11 protein-coding genes are annotated in these 23,788 nt (G+C 53.1%); 3 read left to right on the plus strand and 8 right to left on the minus strand.

Annotated features, from left to right (window positions below; translation table 11 throughout):
- Positions 1 to 2 precede the first annotated feature (2 nt).
- Both FF011L_RS21655 and FF011L_RS21660 read right to left on the minus strand, forming a co-directional pair.
- Entirely contained in the window at positions 3 to 1,928 is a 1,926-nt protein-coding gene (locus FF011L_RS21655; RefSeq protein WP_145354063.1) for an FG-GAP-like repeat-containing protein, read from the minus strand.
- 122 nt (positions 1,929 to 2,050) lie between these two features.
- Positions 2,051 to 4,411, minus strand: a complete 2,361-nt coding sequence (locus FF011L_RS21660) for a TIGR03032 family protein (protein WP_145354064.1) — start codon at positions 4,409 to 4,411, stop codon at positions 2,051 to 2,053.
- A gap of 173 nt (positions 4,412 to 4,584) precedes the next feature.
- Between FF011L_RS21660 and FF011L_RS21665 the strand changes: the two genes are divergently transcribed.
- The 3 genes from FF011L_RS21665 to FF011L_RS21675 all read left to right on the plus strand — a co-directional run bounded on the left by FF011L_RS21665 (position 4,585) and on the right by FF011L_RS21675 (position 11,849).
- Entirely contained in the window at positions 4,585 to 7,017 is a 2,433-nt protein-coding gene (locus FF011L_RS21665; protein WP_145354065.1) for an ELWxxDGT repeat protein, read from the plus strand.
- 233 nt (positions 7,018 to 7,250) lie between these two features.
- Positions 7,251 to 7,412 (plus strand): transposase, encoded by a 162-nt coding sequence (locus tag FF011L_RS21670; RefSeq protein WP_218932795.1) that lies wholly within the window; start codon positions 7,251 to 7,253, stop codon positions 7,410 to 7,412.
- A 657-nt stretch (positions 7,413 to 8,069) separates the two neighbouring features.
- Positions 8,070 to 11,849 (plus strand): ELWxxDGT repeat protein, encoded by a 3,780-nt coding sequence (locus tag FF011L_RS21675; RefSeq protein WP_218932796.1) that lies wholly within the window; start codon positions 8,070 to 8,072, stop codon positions 11,847 to 11,849.
- 139 nt (positions 11,850 to 11,988) lie between these two features.
- Here the strand turns inward: FF011L_RS21675 and FF011L_RS21680 are convergent, their stop codons facing one another.
- From FF011L_RS21680 to FF011L_RS21705, 6 genes are all read right to left on the minus strand, one after another.
- Complete coding sequence (locus FF011L_RS21680) at positions 11,989 to 14,496, minus strand: O-antigen ligase family protein (protein ID WP_145354067.1); 2,508 nt, start codon at positions 14,494 to 14,496, stop codon at positions 11,989 to 11,991.
- Between the two features lie 43 nt (positions 14,497 to 14,539).
- Complete coding sequence (locus FF011L_RS21685) at positions 14,540 to 16,885, minus strand: GumC family protein (protein ID WP_145354068.1); 2,346 nt, start codon at positions 16,883 to 16,885, stop codon at positions 14,540 to 14,542.
- A 21-nt stretch (positions 16,886 to 16,906) separates the two neighbouring features.
- Positions 16,907 to 17,836: a polysaccharide biosynthesis/export family protein gene (locus FF011L_RS21690; RefSeq protein ID WP_218932797.1), complete on the minus strand. Its 930-nt coding sequence runs from the start codon at positions 17,834 to 17,836 to the stop codon at positions 16,907 to 16,909.
- Between the two features lie 757 nt (positions 17,837 to 18,593).
- Positions 18,594 to 20,936 carry a BamA/TamA family outer membrane protein gene (locus FF011L_RS21695; protein WP_218932798.1) on the minus strand — a complete coding sequence of 781 codons (2,343 nt, stop codon included), beginning with the start codon at positions 20,934 to 20,936 and terminating at the stop codon, positions 18,594 to 18,596.
- 422 nt (positions 20,937 to 21,358) lie between these two features.
- Positions 21,359 to 22,366, minus strand: a complete 1,008-nt coding sequence (locus FF011L_RS21700; protein WP_391560944.1) for an aspartate-semialdehyde dehydrogenase — start codon at positions 22,364 to 22,366, stop codon at positions 21,359 to 21,361.
- A 184-nt stretch (positions 22,367 to 22,550) separates the two neighbouring features.
- Complete coding sequence (locus FF011L_RS21705) at positions 22,551 to 23,741, minus strand: formylglycine-generating enzyme family protein (protein ID WP_145354072.1); 1,191 nt, start codon at positions 23,739 to 23,741, stop codon at positions 22,551 to 22,553.
- Positions 23,742 to 23,788 lie beyond the last annotated feature (47 nt).

The following is a 23,788-nucleotide window of genomic DNA, read 5'->3' on the forward strand; positions in this document are numbered from 1 at the left end:
ATCTACGCCCCGGCTCCACGCTTCGCGAAGATAACGTCTACTGCACCGGCCCACGTCCCCCAAACCTCGTTGGTTAGTTGCTCGCTGCCATCGATCCCACTAAGCAGCAGACTGCCAGCCGCGGTCGTGCCGATCAATTCGGCCTTTCCATCACCGTTGGTATCCGCAACTCCTAAGAAGGTAATGGGCGTCGACGTGCTCCAGGCTCCCAGTGTCACGGTACGAAAAATGTCATCATCAAAAAAGGATGCGATCCAAACGTTGGAGCTATTTCTGGCGATCAGTTCCGCATATCCATCCCCGTTCAAATCCAGCGTCTGAATATCCTGCCAGTTAATTGCCTCTGCCCACCCACCCACGGTGCGTGTTGTTATCGCGGTTCCGGTACTCTGGGAAACAATCCAGCGTCCGCCAGCGCCTCTCGCATAGATATCGTCCATACCATCGCCGTTAAAATCATCGACCATGACATTGGTCCAAGTGATACTAGGCGACCAATACCCCAATGTACGATTGGTGAAGGAAGTCCCTTGGCTTTCTGCGACGATCCAACCTCCGGCATTTTGATTGCGGCCAATAATATCGACCTGCCCGTCCCCATTGATGTCTGCAGGAAGGACATCCACCCATTGAATCGCATCGGTCCAGGCACCATAGACGGTGGTGGCGATCTGCGTACCATCACTTACTCCGACCACCCAAGTTCCATTGTTGCCCCGAGCGGCAACATCGACTTTGCCATCTCCATTGAAGTCGGAAACCGTCATATTTTCCCAGGCAACTGCGGTGCTCCAAACTCCAACGGTTCGGAACAGCAGTCCGGTCGAGGATCGCTCGCCAACAACCCAAGCATTGGTGTTCATGTTTCGGGCAATCACATCATCAACGCCATCGCCATCAAAATCGCCCACAGTGACGTTTCCCCAAGTCACTCCCGGCGCCCAGGAACCGACTTGACGAACAAAAGCCGCACCGCCCTCATCGCTGATCGCGTACCATTGTCCGGTTCCATTTAATGCGACCAAGTCCTGGGAAACGAACTCTGCAGAAACCTCCCAACCAATATCATCCAGTGCAGCCCAATCGAGCGGGCTCATTGGTTTTCTAGTCCCGGTTGTCAGACTAGGCGTCAGCGCCGCCTCTTGCCCTCCGACCCCAACATCGTCGCCAAAATGTCCGCTACCAACCAAGATCGGGCTTCCGTACAACGCAACCGATTTTGGGCCCGTAAAGTAGTACCCTGGTTCGTTGTTTACTGCGGTCTGCTCCGCACCGGAAAGTTCGGCCAGAGGTTTAACGTAATTGGTCCAAGTATTTCCGACTTGGTTTGCAATCCCAAAAAGATGGCCCAGTTCATGCAACGCAACGCTGTAGAGATCATTTTGCGAACCTGACGGCTCCGCTTCACCGAAGTGCCATGAGGTGGAAGAATCAAACGAGATACTCCCTCCCCAAGTACTCTGCTCGTTGTCGCCTATCTGCCCTCGCAGGACGACGGTATCTAGCCAATCAGTATTGTTGTAGCTCAACGAGTACCCTGTCGACGCAATTCCAAGTGTCGACCCGCCAATGGCTCGGGCCCCTAGATAAACCCGAACTTCACCCACGGCAAGTTCCAGCCCAGGGACGGAAACCGATCCCCCCGTTTCGGGATCATCGAACACAGCCGACCAAGAATTTCCTGGAGGTGCCGAAGGGATGGCAGCGAGCGTATCTTGCAGACGAAGCTCATATGCCTCCGCCGCGCGTTCAATAGCCGCTTTCGCTTCGCTAGTGAAGAATCCCCCATCGTCATAGCTATAGTCGAACACAATATCGACTGCGAAAAGGTCCCGCGATTCCAACCGTTCCAACTGCGATTTCCGAAGGCGATTTGCTGGCTTTCGAGTTCGTTTCGACGAGGTATATAAACGAGATTGAAGCGACATAGCGGCTCGATCGTCACTGGGATGGATACAAACATCGATTTACGGACTCTCCCTTAGCAAATCTACCACTAGCATTGCTAGTGCGCTCGAATATTCCAGCAGGCTGCCGCGATTTCCCCGTATCACTCGAGTGCTTTTGCCGCCCGACAAATCACCTCGCTGTCAGACTCTCCCAGCTTGCGGCGCACCAAGCGAACACTCGGGTACCAAATCGTTGCTTCAGTTTTGGTCCCCCATCGATAGGCAGCGGACGAAGCAACAGGCAATATCCCTACAGTCGGAATCCCTAGTGCGCCCGCCAGATGCAGGGTCGAATTATCAATCGAGACAACTCGATCTAAGGCGCTGATCATGGCGGCAAACTCTTCCAAGTCAACGAGCGGTGCAATCTGGTCAGCGGTAATCATGTTCGCCAGGAAGGCTTGTCCAACCTGCTCTGGCTGTGAATCCTCCGACACTGTCCGGGATACACCGTATTGCAGATTGACAAACTGAGCATTCGGCGACGGTTCAAAAATCTCGCCCCAAGCAGGCAATGGAATACTCCGTACCGCATGCTCTTGCACGTTTTTCCCGCCAGCCCAAGAAACGCCCACAAACTCGTTTACTTCTTTTCCGGCTCGTCGCCTTAGTTCCTGGCGCCAATACTCGACTCGTAGTGGGTCAACAGAGAGCGTCCTTTCTTGCCTATCGTGATCAGAAACCTCATCAGGAAATCGCAGCATTCCAGGGAGCGAGCCACAGGGGATACGACAAGTGACAGATGCGGCCAGACGCCTGTACTCTAAAGCGGACAAATTTTGGCTAGAGATAACCGTCAGCGTTGGGTAAGAGCGACGCAACAACCCAACCAACCGTGGATCACAAGCAACCACCAACTGAACAGAAGGCATAGTAGCCTGCAACCGTTTCAGCAATGAGAAAAACATAATCTCATCGCCGATGCCCTGCTCGCCATAGACCAACAAGGTCGATCCTTCAGCAATCGCATCGCTCGCGGGCACGCCCCATGATTCCAGCCCTTTCGGCAGTGCCCCTCCCTGCCCCGAACTCCAACGCGCTTCATAATGCCGCCAGCCATTCTGATAGTGGCCCAACTGTAATTCAGCCATTGAAAGATTGAACTGAACCGCTGGATTTTGCGGAGCCAAATCAAAGGCTGTCTGCAAAGGCTGATAAGCGTCTTGAACCCTCCCTGCAAGTTGCAGAGCAACACCGAGATTACAATGCACCGCTGCAACCGTCGGATGCTCATGGGCACATCGCTGAAGTAGCGAAATTGCTTGCTCGTAATCCTGGGCCTCCGCAAGCGAAGTCGCCCGATTGAACTGCTGCAGCAATTCCGGCGTTATCCGATCATGGGTAATTTCCAGCTCTTGGACTGGCACCCCACCAATCGACACTACAGGCGATAGCATTTCCGCCGCTTGACGGGGACTCGGAAAAGGTTTGGCTAACCAAGCCACCGGACCGTTATCGACATGAGGATGAGGGCCGCCGATGTATGGATTGAGCATTTTGGGCAAAACGCGGACATCAAACAATTCATCAACCCCAGCAAGAAACTCAAAATGAGCAACTCGTTTGCCGGTACGCAGATCGACGACCACGATCGCACACTTCAGAGAATCGCGATCGTCGGCGATCGGGATTCCGCCGAACGTACTTGTTTCACGAATTTTCGAGAGCCCGACAAAAGCATAATGCCCGTAGAAGTCCAAGCCACGCGTGAAGCCTGGTTGCTTACTCAACGTCTGAAACTGGCCTTTTTCATACCACCCAATAGCCCCCAGTCCGGAATTCAACGCGAACAATCGATTCTGAAAGACTCGCGGTGAATGGGGCATCGACAGACCACTAACCAAACAGCGACCGTCCGGCACCGACAGAATGCAGCCCGAGGTGGCTTTACTTGGTCTCCAGCCCTCTGCCGTATCGGTTTGTGACATCACGGTCACGTACCTAGGCTTTCCGTTTTGCATTGCCAACCCGTTTAAATGGCATCGATCCTCAGCCGCCAAATTCGAGATAAAAGGAGGCTTCCAGACAGGAGAGAAATGATGCTGGTCATCGCAAAGACAAAGGCAGGAAAAACGTGTGTTGACTGCCCAAAGTTGATCGTCGTTCCCCCAGGCCATGTCATGAATAGCAATATCCCCTGTCATGCTGGCTCGCTGAACAGAGTATCCCGCGTCAAAGCGTCCGGCAGGCTCTATTTGCCGCGCCATTTCGGGACAAGCATCTGCAAACCAGACTGCCTCCTGTGCTCCAATTGCCAAACAGCCAGCGGAAACCGCAAGCCCCATCGGACGTGCAACCGAGCACATCTGCATCTCCAGCTGCCCGCGTTGCGTTCCGATCGCTACCAATTTCCCTGCTTGATAAGTCGTAGCGAGCAGTGAAATGCCTAAATCATTTAATAATCCCGGCAATTCATTCGTAAATTCAAATCGTACTTCTCTAGTTGGCTTCAGTTCAGTCATCGTTTTCAGTTAATCCTATTTTCATAAAAATACCGTTCGCAACGATTGCAAAAGACCCCCCGCCAGGTAAACTCCGTTAACTCTAGCGAGCCCCCTCGATACGAACAACACAACGGCGTTCGCGCCATCGGTTTTAACCGATCCAAAAGACACCCTTTATCGTGGACTCTTTCATGAAACGCTTAAAAAAAAAATCCCAACCTTTGACTCGCCGCAGATCCTTAAGCGTTCAAACGCTTGAAACTCGTCAGATGCTGGCGGCTAACCCAATTCTGCAATTGCCGGGTCTAGCTCACGGGGGAATGTTCACCGATCTGAACGACACGGTTTATTTTGCCGCAAACGATGGTGAACTTTGGAAGACGGATGGGTCTGTCGCAGGGTCGCAGCTGGTTCACGACCTGGGCTCCGCTGAAGAGTCTGTCAGGATCACCATCACCGAAATGTCGGTTTTCAATGATCAACTTGTGCTCACAGCCTCTGACGAAAGTGGCACAGTCGACCTATGGGTGAGTGACGGGACCAATGGAGGGACCCAGCAGGTCTATGAATTCGGCGGGGCAGCATTCTCATCCGACGGCGTTTACTTTACGGAAGCGGGGGGGCAGCTATTTTTTTCTGTAAAAGGTTTAGCACCTGATTCGGAATATGAGATCTGGAAGACAGATCTTACGTCAGGGGGAACCACGATGGTTACTGACCTCAGCACGCCTGGTCCCTATTCCGAGTCGCCGCGAAATCTAACCAGTTTCAACGGCGAACTCTATTTCACGGCAATTGACCCGGGTGACAGCGAGACCGATGGACGGGAACTTTGGAAGTCCAACGGAACGGTCAATACGTTGGTGACCGACGTGAATGGTCCTGACGGGCAACTTGTGGGCCCAGTGATTGCCAATGGCGAACTTTACTTTGGAACGCGTTCCACTGACGGGAGCGGCATTTCTTCCTCCCAGCTTTGGAAGACCGATGGAACCATCGGCGGTGAAATTTTGATCAAAGACTTTGGTAACGATGCACCGGGACTGGAACGCGCTGTTGAGTTTAACGGGAAGCTGATCGGTGTTGTGACCGATGAGGCTTCAGGCACAGAATTGTGGGTATCCGATGGGACATCCGCGGGTACCGGCCTCCTCAAAGACATCGTTCCCGGCGATACAGGTTCCTACCCTACCAATCTAACTAAATTCAACAACGAACTTTATTTTTCGGCCAATGACGGTATCCACGGTGCGGAGCTTTGGAAAACCGACGGTACGGAAGCGGGAACCGTTTTAGTCGCTGACATCAACCCTGGCCCTGACGGCAGCTACCCCTATGGCACCGGCTATCCAGGCGTGTTTGCTGAGGGAAACAACCGGCTCTATTTTAGCGCCACAACTGCAACCAACGGCAGCGAGCTTTGGTCGAGCGATGGGACAAGCCAAGGCACCGAACTCGTCGCCGATCTTGTCCCCGGCACGGATGGTTCTTACCCATACTCGATGACATTTTTACAGGACCACCTGTTCTTTGGCACCTACGGAATCAATGACGGGACCTTTGTCCTAAACCCATCGAACGTTGATTCAATTTTTGCTGTCAGCAGTGGTGACACCGTCATTAAAGCACAGCAAGGTGCTAGCCCCGGTTCGCTTTCTTCGACGGCGGCGATTGCACTGCCAGGGAACCTCGCGGGCCGGGATGTCTTAACGGCCGACACAAATGGCGACGGCATCTCCGACCTGTTGTCCCGCGCCGCCGATGGCTGGTGGTACGTTTCCGAATCCGCACCCAACGGCGACTGGACTCCGTTTGTCAAGCATGTTTACTGGAGCACTTCGTATGCCTGGGATGAAGTGCGAACCGGTGACTTCAACGGAGACGGCTTAGAGGATCTGGCTGGATTTGAAGCAACCGGCGGACGCTGGTTGGTTTCCAGTTCACAGGCTACCGGCCTAGCAAGTTCTTCGATCCAAACCATCTGGTCGCCAACGATTACCTGGTCCGACATCCAGGTTGGTGACTTTAATAACGATGGACGCGACGACCTCTTCGCTCGCGCAGGCGGAAACAAAATTGTCGTCGCTAAATCAACGGGCACCAATTTACCGACGACCACTTGGGTAACCCTAGCAGCTACTGAGGAATGGAAGGACGTTCTGGTTGGCGATTTTGATGGAGATGGCAACGACGACTTCACTGCTCGAGCCAACGCAGGTGGAAGCATCATTACCGGTCTAAGTACTGGAACGGCGTTTTCCGTATCGACGTGGGCCCACTGGTCAGCGGCCGTCGACTGGTCCAATACGCGAGTCGGGGACTTTAACAACGACGGACGAGACGATCTGATCACCCTGGGCGCAGGTAATCGATGGATGGTGGTTGGTTCTTCGGGAACAGCATTTGGCAGTCAAGTCACCGCTTCATGGGCCGCCTCACTGAGCTTCCACGAGGTGCTTGTGCTCGACCTGGATGGGGACGGGAATGACGACCTAGCGACCCGAACAGCGAACAATCAGTGGTATGTCTGGACTGCACCACTGCAATCAATCAATCTCCGCAACTGGGGAACATGGTCGGCGAACGTCAGCTGGAGAAGCATTCAAACAGGCACTAGCACCTGAGACGTGGGCTAACGACGCAGGCCATCGACTTTGGCATCTTCGGACGGATTTCCTTGCCGATCGGCGCAAGCCGACCGGCAAGTTCATTCTGTTTTCTATGCGATTGCCGGACGGCACGCGCCGTTCCGTTAAGAAAGTAGACGGTATTGGGCTAGCGATGCAGGGTCGCAGTCTGGCGGTCCCACCGCAAAGCGAAACGACAAGCAATCGAACGATGACTGGCTACGATCGGCGTGGAAACTCTCTACCTCAAGCCGGGCGAACCAGGGCAAAGCGGTGTTTGCAAAAGCTTTAATGGCTGGCTTCGAGACGAGTATCTGAGTCAAACGGACTTGATGAACGAAGACGACGCACCAAACAAAATCACGAACTTGGCATGCGGACTTCAACACTAGTCGTCCGCGCAATTCGCTTGCGTACCTAACCTAATCCGAGTTCGCGATTCGCAGCGCTGCCGATCCCCCATCCCTGTTCCCTACCGCAATCTTTCATAACACTTGATGCAGAACTTGGGGGTATTCCAAGCCGACTTCTTCGCCCCCGTACTCATGCACAACGGGGCGTGAACTTGAGCTCCATCAACAGACATCTGGGGTGATGGGGCATGCACGGTACCGCCCAGTTCGGTCACTTCAACGGACATGACTTTGTATATCTTTTCACACACGTGAACTCTCACCATGCTGGGAAAGCGCTGCCCCGTTTCAAAAGCTGAAAACAGCCCAAGCAAATTCATAAGAATCACGACATTCTTGATGACGTCACAGTCAGTTGCAGCTGTCGAAAATTGAAAGGTTGCGGAGACAATGAGCCTCTCCTGTCGGAGACCAACTTTCAGCAGTGATCGAGACGCTTCCTCTTTCTGCCATCTCCGCCCGAGCGGGTTTCAAATTTCGTTGCACGACCCAATCACCGGATTCGGCATTTGCAAAGACACCCCCTTCCACGGTATCATCAAACGGCCCGGACGGGCCCTGTTGTTCTTAAACAATTGGCTCCCCCGCCTTCGAGTTTATCCGATCCAGAAAACGCTCTTCGATGTGGACTCTCTCATGAAACGTTCAAAAAGACGTACTTTATCCCTGACTCGACGCAGAACCCTGGACGTTCAGCCGCTCGAATCCCGATGGATGCTAGCAGCCAATCCGGTGATGCTTTCACTAGGTGCCGATGGAGGAAGCTTCTTCACGGAACTACATGACACCGTTTATTTCGCCGCCAACAATGATGAACTTTGGAAGACCGATGGAACCCTTGCAGGAACGGAGATGGTATACGACCTCCGAGAATCGGATGATCCAGGACTGGGGACTTTCCTCATTTCTGAGATTAAAGTTTTTGATGAACAACTTGCCATTGCAACCTATTCAATAAACGATTCGCTGGAGCTCTGGGTAAGCGACGGAAGTCACGAGGGGACTCGATTTGTCCATGAATTTGACAATCCTCAAAATTCTTCAGAAGGGCTGACCTTCACCGAAGCGGGTGGGCAACTATTTTTCGCAGCAAGTGATCCTGTGAACGGACTGGGAATTGAACTCTGGAAGACAGACTTAACAACGGGCGGAACCACGATGGTAGCCGACCTGAATCAGTCGGAGCCGGGATCCTACACTCCTACCTATCTAACAAATTTTAACGAAGAACTATTTTTCGCTGCAGGAGATCCGGGGGAAGACGAGAGCGATGGCTGGGAACTTTGGAAATCAGACGGTACCGAAGCCGGAACCACTATGGTGACCGACGTTAACGGCCCGGGCGGCTTCATCTGGAAGCCGACAGTTTCCAATGGTGAAATTTATTTTGGTGCGTGGGACGATGACGTAAACGGCGACTTTTCCACTCAACTATGGAAATCGGATGGTACGGCAAGCGGAACCAGCTTGGTCACCGACTTCGGAATTAACGCGTTAGGATTCTTTGACGGGATCGAAGTAAACGGAAAACTGATTGGCATTGTTGTAGATCCAGTTTCAGGCCCAGAATTGTGGACAACCGATGGTACTTCAGCAGGTACGGGCATAGTCAAAGACATCTTCCCCGGTGAAACAGGCTCTTTTCCAGGTAGCCTTACCAAATTCAATAATGAACTCTATTTCACAGCCGATGACGGAACCCATGGCAAAGAGCTTTGGAAAACCGATGGTACCGAAGCAGGAACGGTTTTAGTTGCTGATATCGAATCTGGCGAATCAGGTAGCTCCCCCTACGGATTTGGCTATCCGTCTCAATTCGGCCACGACAACGACCGCCTCTACTTCAGTGCCTATTCGGCAACAAATGGCTACGAACTATGGTCAACCGACGGGACCAGCCTGGGCACCCAGATGGTCGCCGACCTTGCACCGGGCACCTCGGAATCGCCACCAGGAAATGTTATCCAGAACAGTTCGTACTTTTCAGGGCTTGCGTTTGTAAACGACCACATATTCTTTAGCACCTATGAGACTGATACCTCGGAGAGCGGTACCTATGTGCTGAAGCCATCCAATTTGGTAACGCTATTGCCGGATGCTACGGCAAACTTACTGACCGAGATGAACGGTATGGGTTATTTCGTCATCAATCAAAATGAACTTTGGAAGACCGACGGGACCGTCACCGGAACTCAACTAGTTCATGACCTCAGCAATTTAAGCAACTTTCAAATCACTGAAATCGAGGTCGTTAATAATCAGCTTGCCATGACTGCGGCGATATATACAGGGGGAAACTCGATCGAATTGTGGGCAAGTGATGGCACCAGTGGGGGCACCAATCGCATCTTCGACTTTGGCGATTCTCCATCTAATTCGCGGGGACTCTCTCTAACGGAAGTAGGAGGGCAGCTATTTTTCACGCCAATCGATCCAGTATCACAGACTGGAATCGAACTCTGGAAGTCCGACCTGACAACGGGCGGAACGATGATGGTTGCCGAATTCGATCAGGCTGAAACCGCAGGCTACTCGCCTGGATACATGACAAGTTTTAATGGAGAACTTTACTTCACTGCGGGAGACCCAGGTGCCCCTGGTGATGGTGAAAGCGATGGGTGGGAGCTCTGGAAGTCAGACGGTACGGAAGCCGGAACCACCATGATCACGGATGTAAATGGGCCTGATGAATTTATCAACAGACCAACCTTCTTCAACGGCGAGATCTATTTCGGAGCAGGAAAAAGTGACTTCAGCTACATTTATTTTTCCCGACTGTGGAAATCCGACGGCACCAAAACAGGAACAAGTTTAGTCAAAGACTTTGGCGAGAATTCGTCAGCATTTTTTAACGGGCCAGAATTAAACGGAAAATTGATAGGATTTGTTTCCAACGCAACTTCAGGTGCAGAACTTTGGGCGACGGATGGCACCCCATCCGGTACGGGCATGATAAAAGATATCTTTCCCGGTGAGCTTGGCTCCCAACCGTACTATGTGACCAAATTCAATAACGACATCTACTTCTCGGCCGATGATGGCATTCACGGCAGGGAGCTATGGAAAAGCGATGGCACTGAATCAGGGACCGTACTAGTCGCTGATATTAACCCAAGCGATGAGGAAAGCAGTGCAGATGGCTTCCGCCCTTTAAATCAGTTCATCGAATGGAATAACCGCTTATATTTCAATGCCTACACAAGACCAAACGGCGAGGAACTGTGGTCCACTGACGGGACTAGCCAAGGCACCCAAATTGTCGCCGACGTAATTCCCGGTCCAGACGCTCCCTATCTACGCGAAACCGCGTTGGTTCGTGGACGTCTAGTTTTTGCCGGTTATTCTGGCACATACGTACTAAATCCATCGAACGTTGATTCGATATTCGCAGTCAGCAGCAATGATACGGTCATTCGAGCCCAACGAGCCGACAGCCCCGGTTCGCTTGTCACAACTTCTGTCCTCTCGCTGCCACCGAACCTTGAAGGTCGTGATGTCTTAACCGCCGATACGAATGGGGATGGCAAGTCTGACCTGCTGGTACGTGCCGCCGATGGCTGGTGGTACGTTTCCGAATCCGCCCCCAACGGCGGCTGGACTCCGTTTGTCAAGCATGTTTACTGGAGCACTTCGTATGCCTGGGATGAAGTGCGAACCGGTGACTTCAACGGAGACGGCTTAGAGGATCTGGCTGGATTTGAAGCAACCGGCGGACGCTGGTTGGTTTCCAGTTCACAGGCTACCGGCCTAGCAAGTTCTTCGATCCAAACCATCTGGTCGCCAACGATTACCTGGTCCGACATCCAGGTTGGTGACTTTAATAACGATGGACGCGACGACCTCTTCGCTCGCGCAGGCGGAAACAAAATTGTCGTCGCTAAATCAACGGGCACCAATTTACCGACGACCACTTGGGTAACCCTAGCAGCTACTGAGGAATGGAAGGACGTTCTGGTTGGCGATTTTGATGGCGATGGCAACGACGACTTCACTGCTCGAGCCAACGCAGGTGGAAGCATCATTACCGGTCTAAGTACTGGAACGGCGTTTTCCGTATCGGCGTGGGCCCATTGGTCAGCGGCCGTTGACTGGTCGAATACGCGAGTCGGGGACTTTAACAACGACGGACGAGACGATCTGATCACCCTGGGCGCAGGTAATCGGTGGATGGTGGTTGGTTCTTCGGGAACAGCATTTGACAGCCAAGTCACCGCCTCCTGGGCCGCCTCACTAAGCTTCCACGAGGTGCTTGTGCTCGACCTGGATGGGGACGGGAATGACGACCTAGCGACCCGAACAGCGAACAATCAGTGGTATGTCTGGACTGCACCACTGCAATCAATCAATCTCCGCAACTGGGGAACATGGTCGGCGAACGTCGGTTGGAGAAGCATTCAAACAGGCACTAGCATCTAAGACGTGGGCTAACGATCAATCCCACCCACTGGCAGATTTCCTTGCCGGTCGAGGCAAGCCGACCGGCAAGTTCATTCTGTTTTCTATGCGATTGCCGGACGGCACGCGCCGTTCCGCTAAGAAAGTAGATGGCATTGGGCTAACGATGCAGGGTCGCAGACTGGCGATCCAACCGCAATGCAAAGCGACGCACATCCGGGTTCTGTGGTGCTTCTTTCTGGCATCTCCGCAAATCCGCCTGAGCGTCCTCATATTGCCCCATGTCCAGATAGATCTCTGCACGCGTGAGCAACAACGCTATATTGCGATCGTTGCTCCTCAACCGCTTGCCAGCGATCTCTAGCTGGAGTGCAGAGTCATTGATCTCTGTTGCGACTTTTGCTGCGGCAGCACGAAATTGCTCCGCGTCGGCTTCATTCTCACAAGCTGCCGCGGCGGTTTCCAAGCAAGCACAATAGTACCTTCCCAAAAACTGCTGCATTTCATCGGGTACAGGCTTACGCGTTCTTTGATAAAGCATCGCGGTTGCTTCTTGCCCTGGCTGACATCGTTCGACAATTTCCTTAGGGGAAAGAAGCAGCGTCAAGGTCTCTACCGCCCGATCTCTCATAGACGGATCGTCGTTCAATGCAATTTTGAAGTGTACATCGGCACGCTCCATTTCTTGGACCATGACAGCATTTAATCCGCGTCGCAGGGCAACTGCACCATCGACCGGACGTAATCGCTGTGACTGCGCGAGCAACCTCTCCTGCTGCTCGACGTTTGCTCCCAATGCACTCGCGGCGATCGCTGCACACAGGTAGCTTCTTGATTCCAGCGGACAAAACCCAACGACAAGCGAAGATTGATTTAGAACTTGCTTGGCCAAACGACTGATATCGGCATGCTCGAAACGGCTTTGTTCTAATTCGGCCGACATGCGGAAGACCAACTTAGAACGAGCCGCGATGTGACTGGGATCGGCCTTCAGGGTTGCCAGCAGTAATCGCGTGGCTTGATTGTCGCCGGTAGCCTGATTGAGATCGGGTTGGTCTCGAACCAGACGACGATACGCGTCCCACTGCAAAGAGGCCCTCGCGTCTGGAATCGCCTTGGTTATCGCCCAGTAATTTCCGACTAGCAATGCAACTGCAATTCCAATAGCCGCCACGCCTCCCACCCCCTTAGTCGGCATCGGGACAAGGACCTGTGATGGCTTTCCAAAACGGTCGACCAGAACAGCCGGAAGTCTGACAGCAGCCACGACCAAGACCATACAGCCAACAAAACAAGAAGGAATATGCCAAGGAAAATCCCCCGAGGCATGAAAGCAGCTAACCGCTAGTCCAGCAAGGATCGCAGATCCCAGAAGAAAAGGGACTCCGCGCGAATACGAGGCAACGATGCGGAGGGCAGCAACCAGAACCGCAATCACAATCAAAACAGCCAGCGTGACGCCCACCGCACCGGTTTCTACCAACAACTGCAACCAGCTACTCTCGGCGGTTGTAAACGTCTGATACCAATACTCATCTAGGTACGCTCGATAGGCGTATCGATGATTCCCAACACCGATCCCTAAGAGAGGGAAATCTCTCCAAACGGCAATGTCGGCCGCCCAAATTTTATAGCGCCAATATGAGAACCGTTCGATACCGTTGAACATCACAAAAACGCCTGTCACCGCCGCCGCCCAACCGGCGACAACTCCGGTTCGCATCCAACCGGCATAGCCCATCCAAATTCCCGCCAGTCGTTTTGAAAGTAAGTTCCATCCCAACAAGGCTCCCCAAACCACGCCCCCAAAAACAATAATCGCGGCGCCACCACGTGAAGGGGTTGCGAATACAGTGACCACGATGACCAAACATGTAACAGCCGCCAAACATTGTTCAAAAGAAATCCGAGCTCCTAATTTGCTGGACTTCGACTTTATATTCCGAAACAGAAAATAGAGCGAACAAGGGACTGCAAGTGCAAGCAAACTAGCCAGATGGTTTTCATTTTGAAAAGGGCCACGCGGGATATCGCCGGGCTCACGACTGGGATGATCGTACCACCAGAGAAACCGCCCATTGCCAAACTGTGATTGCAGAATCGCCAAAACGGTCAGCAGCAAGACCGAACCAATAAACCATCGGAGCAATCTTTCCACATCCGAAAAATCATCCAGTCGGCAGACGAGAAATGAAAAAAAACACAGATAGGCCAGCAGCGTCGGAATCGACTTTACCGTCGTGACCTGAGACATACTAAATGTCGTTGTGACCACGCCCTGCGAAACCAGCACGGGATCTTCACCGAACAGATGTTCAATACCAGGAGCAAACCGGCCGATGAATTCGGGGGAAAAGACAGCAACTTGGCAGACAGGAACCAGCAAGCACCCAAGCAACAAGCTGATCTGCAGCCAGGTAAGTGGTATTTTTCGCCCGGCGATAACTTTGATCAACATTCCGACAGTACCAGGCACCACGGCTGCAATCAAAACCAGTCTTCCAAGCGGATGTCTTCCCCCCAGCACAAGTGGTGCCGCGAACAGGACAACCAACAGGGATGCATCCATTAACCAGTGAGCAACGCGGACCCATCGGCCTTGCGAACCAGCATTGAACAATACTGACGGCAGCTCTGATTCGATCTGCGGCTCGATAGACTGAGGCACCGTTTTCCACTCGCTGTTAGTTGGTTATCAGAACAGGAGGACTCTAGGCAGCCCGGCGCCGAGGTGTCGAGCGTCGAACAGGAGCGGTCTTAGGTGCAGCCGAATCGGTATGCACGACTAATTCAGATTGCGAAACGGCGTTTTGGCTGGGCATCACCACGGCTTGTTTTTCATCGGTTAGCTCGTCGCCGTAACCGTATCCATAGCCGTAACCGTAGCCGTACGCTCCATCAGCGGTGCTCGCATCCATTGCATTAATGACCATTCCCAGCACATTGGTTTGGAATCGCTCCAAGCGTTCGATCGCTCGTAGCACATGCCTTCGCGAATTCTTCTCCGGCCGTACGACCAACACCAATCCATCGGTCAATCGAGTTACCAAAGCAACATCGTTCGCGATTAAGACAGGTGGGCAATCGAGAACGACATGGTCGTAACGACTAGCAGCCCACTGAACAATATCGGACAACGCGTTACTCGCCAGCAATTCCGCGGGATCAAGTGGTCGTGCCCCACATGGGATCAATTCCAAATTATCAATTCCCGTGGACATGACATACTTATCGACCACATCCACCGGAGACATTTCAACAAGCAGTTGGCTGAGGCCCTTAGCGTGCCGCACGTTGAACAAATTGGTCATTCCAGGTTTACGCAAGTCCGCATCGATAACCAGAGTTCGTTTACCTGCTTGGGCGAGTCCAACGGCCAGGTTACTACTGATGGTTGTCTTGCCATCCCCAGGTTCCGAACTACTTACCGCAATCAGGCGAGGCTTCGCTGGATTCAGCATCAAACCAGCACGCAGGGTGCGGAACGCCTCGCTTGAACGAGTCGAGGGAGCAACGTGCATCTGAATTGCCTCCGCTCCGTACTCTCCATAGGTTTCAAGTTTTTCGACCACCGCAAGAATCTCGGTACGCGTCTGACGTTCAGCCTCTTCAAGGCTTGCAAAGCGATCGTCTCGCAAGTCTGCGATATAGACCAACCCGACAGACAACAACGTCGAAAAGAAACCGGCTGCAAGGACAACAAGTCTCAAACGCGGCGAAACGGCTGCAATCAATGCCTTGGGCTTGCCAATCACCGCGACTCGCACAGCGGCCTGGTCCTGCCCCAAATCAACTCCATGAATTTTCTCCAGCAACGCATCATATGCGCGACTAAGTCGATCGACCTCACGCTGCGAAAGCAGCATTTCGCTTAGACTTCCATTCATGGCGACCACCTCTTTTTCAAGGGTGTCGTATTCCTTTCTCAGAAGAGCTTCATGCTGAGTCGATTCATTCAATTTCTGCTGGACTAAATCACCCAACAAAGCCGCAAATTGGCCTCCACTTTGATTGCTTGATCGTCCGTTGACGCGAGCCTGAAAATCAGACAGATAGGTCTCCGCATTGGAGATTTCGCCCTGCAAGGCAACCATACTTGGGTGAGTTGGCCCCAGATGCTTTTCAAGCCGCATTACCTCAGCTCGGTCGCTTAGCAATTTCTGCTCTAGCACATGGATCGATCGCATCTGCTCTGGCGCAACCCCGAGAACCGCAGCGGTCAACGAGCGAGCAGCATCAGGATCAACAGCATGCATGTGCGGTCGCGGATCACGACCTTCGCGAATAGCGTCGGACACCACTGCAGAAATAGCCTGGAGCTCGATCCGAGTTTTCTGAGCCTGTGTGAGGCTCTCGTTCAAACTATTGACTCGCTGAAGTGCTGGGTGAGACTTCAAAGAATCATTATCAAAACCAACAACATGTGCTTCGTCACGAAGCTTAATCAGCCTTTGCTGTTCTAGATGTAAGGTCTCTTCTATCTTCTCTCGCTCTCCCTTCAACAACTCAAGCACCGTCACGGATGTGTCCTGGTGATGCTGTTGCATAAAGTCCAGATAGGACTGCACTAAGACATCAAGAACAACTTCGGCTGCCTTTGGGCTGGCCGATCGATACGACAATTCGATGACATTTGTATTGCGAACCAACTGAACCGTTAAGTTACCTTGCAGGGTGGTCAACGCCTGCTCATCGGAAAGCCCAACAAGATCAATTTGCAAGCTGGAATCCATTTGGCGAAGTTGATCCAAAGCCTGCTTGAGCACGCGGTCACTTCGAATGATTTTTTCTTGAGTCGGCAGCTTGTTGGATTGAGCCGTCGGAGACGCTCCAGGGAAAACCCCAATGCTAGGTTCTTCCACCAGCAACTGAGCGCTCGCTTGATAGACACGATCCGCCGTGACATAGTAAATCCCAGCAAACAGCCCGACCAACAAAAACACGGATGCCACCATGCGCTGGCGTCGCATCATCCCGTTTCCGAAACGAAGCAACGCCTGTATGGCATCTGCCGCTGTTAGATGCTGAGGACCGCTTAGATTTTCAATTTGATTCATACTAAAACATCAAACAGTAAATTAGATTCCGGGAACTGCGGCGCTGAAGCCTACTCGGAAGAAGGAGCGGATGGTTTGGAGGGCGATGGTTGATGGGGTCTCTTCGACGCGGATGATGTCGCCTTGCGCTAGTCGCATGTTGTCGGGGCCTCCTGACATCGCATCCGAGATCGATGCTTCAATCACTGCGGGTGCCGCTTGCCCCGGTAGCGTTCGAATCACATGGACCTTGTCGGCGATCGACAAGGTCGTGCCGCCTGCCTGTGCAATGGCGTCCATTAACATCAAATCCTCTCCGTCTGGCATGTCGATCTGCCCCGGCTTGGTCACCAAGCCAATCACACTGACCATTCGCTTGGGCTCTCGCATCACGTTGACCACACTTCCGTCGTACAACTGCAGTGCGCCCGGTGGCTGAGATTCCAATTGACCCAAATCAAGATTGACCATCGCAGGTGGTGTGCCCGACTGGAAAGACGCCAACGCGACTCCGTCGGGTCCAGTTACCGGTGCGGTCTTAGCCAAATCACTTAATGTCGTTGGAGAATGTTTGATTTCGATGTAGCGACTCGCTTCATCCGAAACACCCTTTGCCATCGTGATTGCGGTCAAAAGATCGCAATTCGATGCTGGAATTTCATAGGTTGCAGGTTCGTTAACCGCTCCGACAACCGAAATCTGGAAAGTCCGTTTCTCTTCGATCGAAACCATGACTTTGGGATCGATGTAAATTCCCTTCTGAATCGAAGTATCTCGAATCCGATCCGCCGCCATCGTCGGCGTCAAGCCAGAGACTTTTGCGGGTCCTACCAAAGGAACGTCGATCGTCCCGTTGTTGTCGACCAATAAGTTCCACTTTGGCGTTGCCCCCTCTTCAACCCCCGTCACAATACTGACTTCAATCGTATCGCCCGGCTGCAACCACTCGGTAGGTACCGAATTTCGGGTCATCTTGCTTAGGTCCACGTGACGCGCACTAATATGGTGCGGCGCATGAAACTCCGGTGGCAAATTCGCTACCGAATAACGCGCATGTGAACAGCCGAGGGCGGCAAATAGCAAAGCCACTAGACAGCAGCACTTGATTCGACGCATCCTTGCATCCGTTTAGGGGAATTTCTGAACCGCGATCCTTCGCAGTTTCATGTGGGCTGGGAGTCTAGCGGGCTTCCCGCTTTGCTGAAAATAGCAATCTGCCCCCACCGACAGCAGGATGACCAAAAAAACCCCTTTCCCTGAGGGGACCATCGACACAGATTGGATCTGAGCCCCCCAAGACACAGGAATGGGCAAACAGGGTGACATAACAAAAATAGGTCGCCGAGAGAAATGAGCCGACATTGCTAGCTCGGGGGACGCGGAGGAGGACTCGGCAAGATGCCGAGAGAGCGGACAGCGGGTGCGAGTCGGGCTGGCAGAGGGAGCGGTGAGAGGAGGAGCGCGAGCGGCTTGCGCGGTGTTAAGAATGCTGGCAGTGCTGTAATAAAGTGAGGCCGGACGGCTCGCGCCGTGCCGCTAAGAGGGTTGGTGGAGCTGTGACTGCAAGAGGCCGGACGGCTTGCGCCGTGCCGCTAAGAGAGTTGGTGGAGCTGTGACTGCAAGAGGCCGGACGGCTTGCGCCGTACCGCTAAGAGGGTTGGTGGAGCTGTAACGAAGCGGGGCCGGACGGCTTGCGCCGTACCGCTAGGAAGATTGGTGGCTGGATACGTTACGTTGGTTTCACCATGCCCTGTAATGCAGAGCGGAGATCGGGTTCGATAACTTGGTAGATCGCTTTGTCGATGTGTGAATCCTGCTTGATCAGCTGCTCCCGAATCCTTTGCAACAAGGCTTGCCCGCGAGGGAAATTTTTCAGAACTCCGCTCGAAAGCGCATCCCACTCCTCTTCTTCCAACCCCTCTAACGCTGACAGCATTTCTTTAAACCAATTCCCTCCGGGACCAGCTAGCAAACCTGTCAAATCGCTCGCGAAATGCTCCTGGTCGACTCGCAGGAGAGCTTGCCGAGCCAGTTGTGATGCTAGATTTGAATCGATATGGGCAAGCAAGCCCGCTACCGATCCTAAACATAATGGTCCGATCTTCGGGTCCTCCAGCAATCCCTTTAGGACGGGCTTGAAATAGCGGGGCTTTCCCAACCCAACGAGTGCCGATTCTCGCAGAACTTTTAATGGCCATTCCCCTTCGGGAAATATCTGCGGTCCATACTCGAGGCTCGCTCTGGCGACCAATTGGATCCCCATGCCGAAAGGACTTTTGGGGCCCAGGTCATTGGATGGCACAAAAAATCGCTCCTCTCCCCTGCCCTGCTCCTGTTTTCCAATCCACAGGTCAAGCGGCTCCAAAAGCCCTGCAGCGAGCAGCTTTTGCACGGCTCTGCGCTGAGCATCCGATGCTTCTTCCACAACAGGTTCCCCGTCTCGGATCGCTTCATGGATATCATTCCAAATCGGAGCGGCGCACAAGAACTGAGCCAACGAAGTGAGCGGATGCTTCGCCTGGTACGCGTTCTGCTTTTCGGCAACCGCATCCAACAGGACTGTCCGTTCCTTCTCATATAGCCCCTTCTGAAAATAAACGCCTCCTCGATCCGAATCCCACTGGAGAACCCGGCCCGTCGCAACATCGATACGGCACCTTTGTTTCGGGTGCTCCGCTATCAAAACGCCATCGACAATCTTCTGCTCAAGCCCTGGCTTATAGGCGAACGCAAGCCAGTCCGCAGGAGATACCGCGAAGGCATGCTGAAAGAGCGACTGCCCTTCGTTCCGGCCGGTTTTCCAATTCCCAGTGAAATTAAGCCTGGCAAATCCATCTTCTGATTTCCCATCAGCCAGGATCCCGGTCTGCGCATGAACGTGAAAATCGGCCCCTGCAATTCCGGCGGACCAATGGAGAGGATTCGCTTGGTGATCGAGAACCAATTGCTCGTCATCAAACAGGATCGACCAGCGAGGGATGCTTTCGTTTGGCTCGGAACTGGAGAAGTACTGCAGCAACGACCCTTTCGATGACTGAATCCAACGCAAACGTCGATGATCATCGACGAACGTAAAAACCAAGTCGTCATGACGCTCCTGACTTCCTCCAATCCAATTCCCGGCCCGCCGAAAGACCTCGGCGGACTCACTAAGGCTCTGACCCAGCGAGGGCATTTTGGGGACTTCGGTCACCTTGACGACCAGATATCCGCTTCCCTCTTTGTTGCGAAGAAAACGAACGGACTGGTCGGAGAAACGTCCAGAGAGCCATAGTTGCTTCGTCCATTCTTCAATTTTCGACCGATCGATTTCATCGTTGGGGTGCCAACCGATCGCCTGTGCAATCTGCTCGGGCGTATTCACTTGATACCCGATGCACTCGATTGATTCTGCTTTGTCCTTGCTTCCCTCTTCTGCGATTTCAATCACCAGAGAGGCACTGTGAGTTTCCTCGTTGAGCTCGACCCGCGTAAAGACGATCGCACTGGAATACCCCAAATCGGCGATTCCCCGCACCACCGCAGCGTGAAGTTCCGTCTCAGTATCCAACGAGACTGGAGTCCCGGGTTCCCAAACGGGATCGACCAGCGGAACCGTTTTTCCCTTTTCATTGACCCATCGCTGCCGGATTTCCCCGCCCGCTTCGACAAAAGCAGGAAAGGTGTTGGGTTTTGGGAAACGCTTGGTCAGTCGTTCGATCAGCCGTTCAGGATCCAACGTCACCCCGCCTTGAATCCGGATTTTTCCGCAAAGCATGCGGGCCCCTTCATCGATACGAATGGTCGTAAGAGGCGGATCTGCCTGGGAGGTGACCGAAATGATTGGTGAGGGAAACCCCTTACGCCGATAGCCGTAGACTAAGCCATTGCGAATGACGCCTTCCAGTTCATCGGATGACCCAAGCGGGTGAGTCGCTAGCAGAAAAGTCGGATCTGCGATGAGAGCTTTTCTCAACGCCGCATCCGAAAACGCTTGGTTCCCTTCGAAATGAAAGCGAGCCCAAGGATCCTCGGGGATGGTTTTCTGAGCGTTGACCACCTGCGACGCGGCGCAGCAACAGAAAAATGCCAACAAGAACAGGGGCACACGTTTTGGAGAACCAAGCTGCTGGCCGGTCGGCTTGCGCCGATCCGCTAAGAATCTCAACCGCAAATCGCCAACCACTTTCGTAACGGATCGGCGAAAGTCGAATCGTCGTAGCGTGGGAGAACCAAGCTGCTGGCCGGTCGGCTTGCGCCGATCCGCTAAGAATTCCAACCGCAAATCGCCACCCACTTTCGTAACGGATCGGCGAAAGTCGAATCGTCGTAGCGTTGGAGAACCCGGCTGCTGGGCGGTCGGCTTGCGCCGATCCGCTAAGAATCCAAACTGCAAAACGCCACCCACTTTCGTAACGGAGCGGCGAAAACCGTCCGGTGGTTAGTGATTGTCGCCCTTCGCTAAGGACGCGAAGTCCATTCTAGCGTCCTTGAATCGCAACCGACAATCGTCCCTTAGGACTTCATCAGCAGTTCGGCAATTTGAATTGCATTGGTTGCGGCACCCTTGCGAAGGTTATCGCTGACGCACCAGAAGGCGATTCCATTTTCGCTGCTCAGGTCTTTGCGGATTCGGCCAATCAAGACGTCATCGCATCCATCGCAGTCACGCGGCATCGGATAAGACTTCTGGCTTAGATCATCGATCACACGAATGCCTGGGGCAGCGGCGAAAAGTTCACGAGCTTCGGCGGCCGAAAGTGGTTTTTCGGTTTCAATCAAAATCGATTCACTGTGACCGATCATCACGGGAACACGCACGCAGGTTGGACAAACCTGAATCGAATCATCGCCAAAGATCTTACGGGTCTCGTAGACCATCTTCATCTCTTCGGACGTATAGCCTTCATGCTTCTCCGACCCGATTTGCGGGATCAGATTAAAAGCGATGTCGTGCTGGAACGTTTCGGCGGTGTGGTTGCCTTGCTTGCTGAGTGCCGCCTGGGTCGCTTTTTCCAGTTCAACATTTCCAGCTAAACCGGCACCACTGGTCGCTTGGTACGTACTGACAACGACTCGACGAATACCTGCGGCACGATAGATCGGGGCCATTGCGACCACCATTTGAGTCGTACTGCAGTTTGGACTCGCGATGATTCCGTGGTGCCCCTTAATCGCTTCGGGATTTACTTCGGGCACGATCAATGGAACCTTAGGATCCATCCGCCAGAAAGCGCTTTCGTCGACGACAACAGCGCCTCGTTCAACGGCCCATGAGCAAAACTCGGCGGAAACTTCATCCGGCGTGCTGGCGATGACAAGATCGACTCCGTCAAAGGCGGACGGTTCCAGCAACTCAACCGTCTTCGTTTCGTCGCCAACCTTCACCTGAGTGCCAGCCGAACGACTGGACGCCAATAGTTTGAGCGTTTTGTAAGGAAGTTGTCGTTGGACCAGTTGATCAAGAACGATTCGGCCAACCGCACCCGTTGCGCCGACCAATGCCAAGTTTTCGTACACCAGTAATCTTCGCTAGTAAGGATTTTCGATAATCAGAGAGATGAACCGCTGCCAATCATAACCCACGTCGTGGAAAGCCGCTCCCGGGTGGGTGTCGATAAGACCGGTCGGTCCTCAGCACAGGCAGAATACCCGCGCCACAAGGTTTCCAAAACGTTAGGCAGGGCTGCCCCTGGTAGGCAAATGCCTACTGACTTGCTTTCCAGTCTTCGATCGCTTTGGTAAGGCCTTTATCGACCTTTCCAAGACCACCGCGTCCTTCACGCAAACGACTTTCGATATCATCGATTTCGTCTTCGGTGACCGCTTCCCAAAACTTGGAAATCGTTTCAGGAGCCAACGGCTGGTAGGAGCGGACAATTCGGAATCCGACTCCACGAGCGGGATCGGATGTGAACCACCAAGGGCTCTTTGGAAAGTTAGGATCTTCTTCTTTCCATTCAGGGTCTTGTGACCCCATCCGCGAAGTGCTGCGTAGGTCTTCGGGATCCGATTCCCAGCTTCCTCCGCGAACCACACGTGGATAGGCACTGGTAGGCCACTGAACCGCGTTGATACCGTTCAGTTCTTTGCCCGCTAAAGACTTGTAACCGTCTTCTGTGTATCCATCGACGACCCATTCGGCCGCGTTGCCATGCATGTCGTACAGACCGAATGCATTTGGCTTCTTCTGACCGACTTTGACGACTCCTTCTTCTGCATTATCAAAGAACCAAGCGTTGGCATCCAAATCGTCTGCGGAATCCCCAAAGTTGTAAGGGGTTTCGGTTCCTGCTCGGCATGCATATTCCCATTCGGCTTCGGAAGGCAAACGGAACTGCTGACCGGTGATTGCACTTAACCATTTGGTGTACTGCTTGGCCGCATACTGCGTCATCGTAATGGCAGGCTCATCAGGTTCCTTGCCGTATTCATAGGTATGGTCAGGCTGATACAGTTCGGTTGGCGACGTGATTACGTCGGCACGTTGTTCTGGATCGACGGGACGAATACCGCGAGCCTGAAACTCTTTGAAGGTGTAGTACAGGTTCATGTACTGATCGTACTCGTCCCAAGTGATCTCGTGCCGAGCGACCCAAATCGGATCAATCGTCACCTTTACCTGCGGGCCTTCGTCTTCTTTGTGAGCGGGATCGCTTTCAGGACTCCCCAACATGTAAGTCCCACCAGGAATCGGGACCATCTCAAAAGTGACGTCGCTTCCGGGGATGCGAGTCGTATAGGGGACCATGTAGCCTTCTTTGACTTCAACAAAGGGCCCTTCGGCAGGCTTCTCTTTGGAAATCCCGGGCGTCTCCTCCGCTGCAACCCAGCCTCCTAATCCGAGTGTCGCCACAGCGGTCAGCAAAATTGTCAGAAAGGATGTTCGATCTCGCATGGCGGGCTCTACAGACAAATCAAGGCAATAAAAACAGATTCAAAACC

The sequence above is a fragment of the Roseimaritima multifibrata genome, assembly GCF_007741495.1.
GTDB lineage: Bacteria > Planctomycetota > Planctomycetia > Pirellulales > Pirellulaceae > Roseimaritima > Roseimaritima multifibrata.

Coding starts and splice junctions, on each gene's coding strand:
- FF011L_RS21665 (WP_145354065.1), top strand. CDS start 4,585: ATGAAACGCTTAAAAAAAAAATCCCAACCTTTGACTCGCCGCAGATCC.
- FF011L_RS21690 (WP_218932797.1), bottom strand. CDS start 17,836: ATGACCCGAAATTCGGTACCTACCGAGTGGTTGCAGCCGGGCGATACG.
- FF011L_RS21685 (WP_145354068.1), bottom strand. CDS start 16,885: ATGAATCAAATTGAAAATCTAAGCGGTCCTCAGCATCTAACAGCGGCA.
- FF011L_RS21655 (WP_145354063.1), bottom strand. CDS start 1,928: ATGTCGCTTCAATCTCGTTTATATACCTCGTCGAAACGAACTCGAAAG.
- FF011L_RS21705 (WP_145354072.1), bottom strand. CDS start 23,741: ATGCGAGATCGAACATCCTTTCTGACAATTTTGCTGACCGCTGTGGCG.
- FF011L_RS21675 (WP_218932796.1), top strand. CDS start 8,070: ATGAAACGTTCAAAAAGACGTACTTTATCCCTGACTCGACGCAGAACC.
- FF011L_RS21660 (WP_145354064.1), bottom strand. CDS start 4,411: ATGACTGAACTGAAGCCAACTAGAGAAGTACGATTTGAATTTACGAAT.